This window comes from Microcystis sp. LEGE 08355 (assembly GCF_015207185.1).
In the GTDB taxonomy this organism is placed as follows: domain Bacteria; phylum Cyanobacteriota; class Cyanobacteriia; order Cyanobacteriales; family Microcystaceae; genus Microcystis; species Microcystis panniformis.
The window spans coordinates 1-1,861 of sequence record NZ_JADEXI010000763.1 but is presented as its reverse complement, the minus strand read 5'-3'; the positions used below and the strand labels follow the sequence as shown (position 1 = coordinate 1,861).

Sequence of the window (1,861 nt, the reverse complement as noted above, 5' to 3'; positions counted from 1 at the left end):
CACCGCTAAAAAACGCACGGCATTAATACAAAGTTCTTCGAGGGATTGGGAGACTACAACCATAATGTTTTTTAGAATGAACTACAAAAATAAGACCCAGTTAAAGAGGGAGCCACTCAAAGATTACTCTTTCGGGGGCATCGACTCAAGCATATTTTCTAAAAGCTAGGGTGACGTTATGGCCGCCAAATCCAAAGGAGTTGGAGAGGGCAGCGTTAACTATCTGCTGACGACTTTCGTAGGGGACGTAATCAAGATCACAATCGGGGTCAGGATTGTCAAGGTTGAGAGTCGGGGGAATCCGATCATTAGCGATTGCCATTACCGTGGCCACGGCTTCAATGCCGCCAGAACCGCCTAAAAGGTGGCCTGTCATCGATTTGGTGGAACTGACGGGGATTTGGTAGGCCGATTCTCCTAAAGCTTTTTTAATCGCCTTGGTTTCCGTGGGATCATTGGCCCCTGTACTGGTGCCGTGGGCGTTGATATAGCTAATTTCCGCCGGAGTCAAACCGGCATCTTTGATCGCTAATTCGATCGCTCTGGTGGCTCCACGACCATCGGGAACCGGTGCAGTCATGTGATAGGCATCGCAAGTCAGACCATAACCGATCATTTCGGCGTAAATCCGCGCCCCACGGGCTAAGGCCGTTTCTAATTCCTCTATAATCAAGATTCCAGCCCCTTCCCCCATGACAAAACCATCCCGGTCCTTGTCAAAGGGACGACTGGCCCGGGTGGGGTCATCGTTGCGGGTGGACAGGGCCTTAGCGGAGGCAAAACCAGCCAATCCTAGGGGGGTAACGGCGGCTTCCGTCCCACCGCAGATCATCGCTTTGGCCAAACCCCTTTGTACTAGACGAAAAGCATCGCCGATGGCATTAGAACCGGCAGCACAAGCGGTCACGGTGCAGTTACTCGGTCCCTTGGCCCCCGTGTGGATAGCGGTTAAACCAGCGGCCATATTGGCAATCATCATCGGGATCATGAAAGGACTACACCGGCTCGGACCTTTTGTCAAGTAAATTTCCTGTTGATCCTCAAGCACTTTTATGCCACCTACGCCCGTACCAATTAGTACGCCTATATCATCGGCATTGAGAGCGTCGATAACTAATCGAGAATCTTGCAGCGCTTGCAAACTGGCGGCGACGGCAAATTGAGCGAAACGGTCCATGCGCTTTGCCTCTTTGCGATCCACATATTCGTGGGGGTCAAAACCCCGCACTTCCCCAGCAATGCGACAAGCGTGACGGGAGGCATCAAAGTGGGTAATTAAACCAATGCCACTTTTGCCGTTGATTAAGCCTGTCCAATAGTCTGCTAGATTATTGCCGAGGGGAGTGATCGCACCCATCCCCGTGATGACAACCCTTTTTAATGGCAATTCTGTCATGTTTGTTCAAAAATAAGGGCAGATTTTGCCCCAGATATTTAATCCTAATTGTCAATTTTCCCGCAATAATTAGGCGGTTGCTCCTACTTTCTCGCTAATATGGTCAACAGCTTTGCCTACAGTGTCAATTTGTTCGGCCGCTTCGTCGGGAATTTCAATATCAAATTCTTCCTCTAAAGCCATCACTAACTCGACCACATCGAGGGAATCAGCTTGCAGATCATTAGCAAAGCTTGCTTCGGGGGTAACTTTTTCCGGCTCTACTTCTAATTGTTCCACAACAACTTTTTTAACTCGATCGAAGATGTCTGCACTCATGGATGTCAATTTTTATCCGCTGGTTTACCGGACTCTAGCCTCTAGAGTCTGGGGAAATGGGGCGGTGTTACCATTTCCGACAATAAATTTCGGTTAGCTTTTTCACTGACCATTTTTCATCTTACTGGAAGTTGTTCCCCTCTTGAT

2 protein-coding genes are annotated in these 1,861 nt (G+C 49.1%); both read right to left on the bottom strand.

Going from position 1 to position 1,861, the window contains the following annotated elements; genetic code table 11:
* Positions 1 to 145: 145 nt before the first annotated feature.
* Positions 146 to 1,396, bottom strand: coding sequence for a beta-ketoacyl-ACP synthase II (gene fabF, locus IQ242_RS23790; RefSeq protein ID WP_193961652.1), 1,251 nt, complete (start codon positions 1,394 to 1,396; stop codon positions 146 to 148).
* 69 nt (positions 1,397 to 1,465) lie between these two features.
* The gene (locus IQ242_RS23785) at positions 1,466 to 1,714 is read right to left on the bottom strand and encodes an acyl carrier protein (protein WP_002768498.1); all 249 of its coding nucleotides are present in this window, start codon (positions 1,712 to 1,714) and stop codon (positions 1,466 to 1,468) included.
* Positions 1,715 to 1,861: the final 147 nt, after the last annotated feature.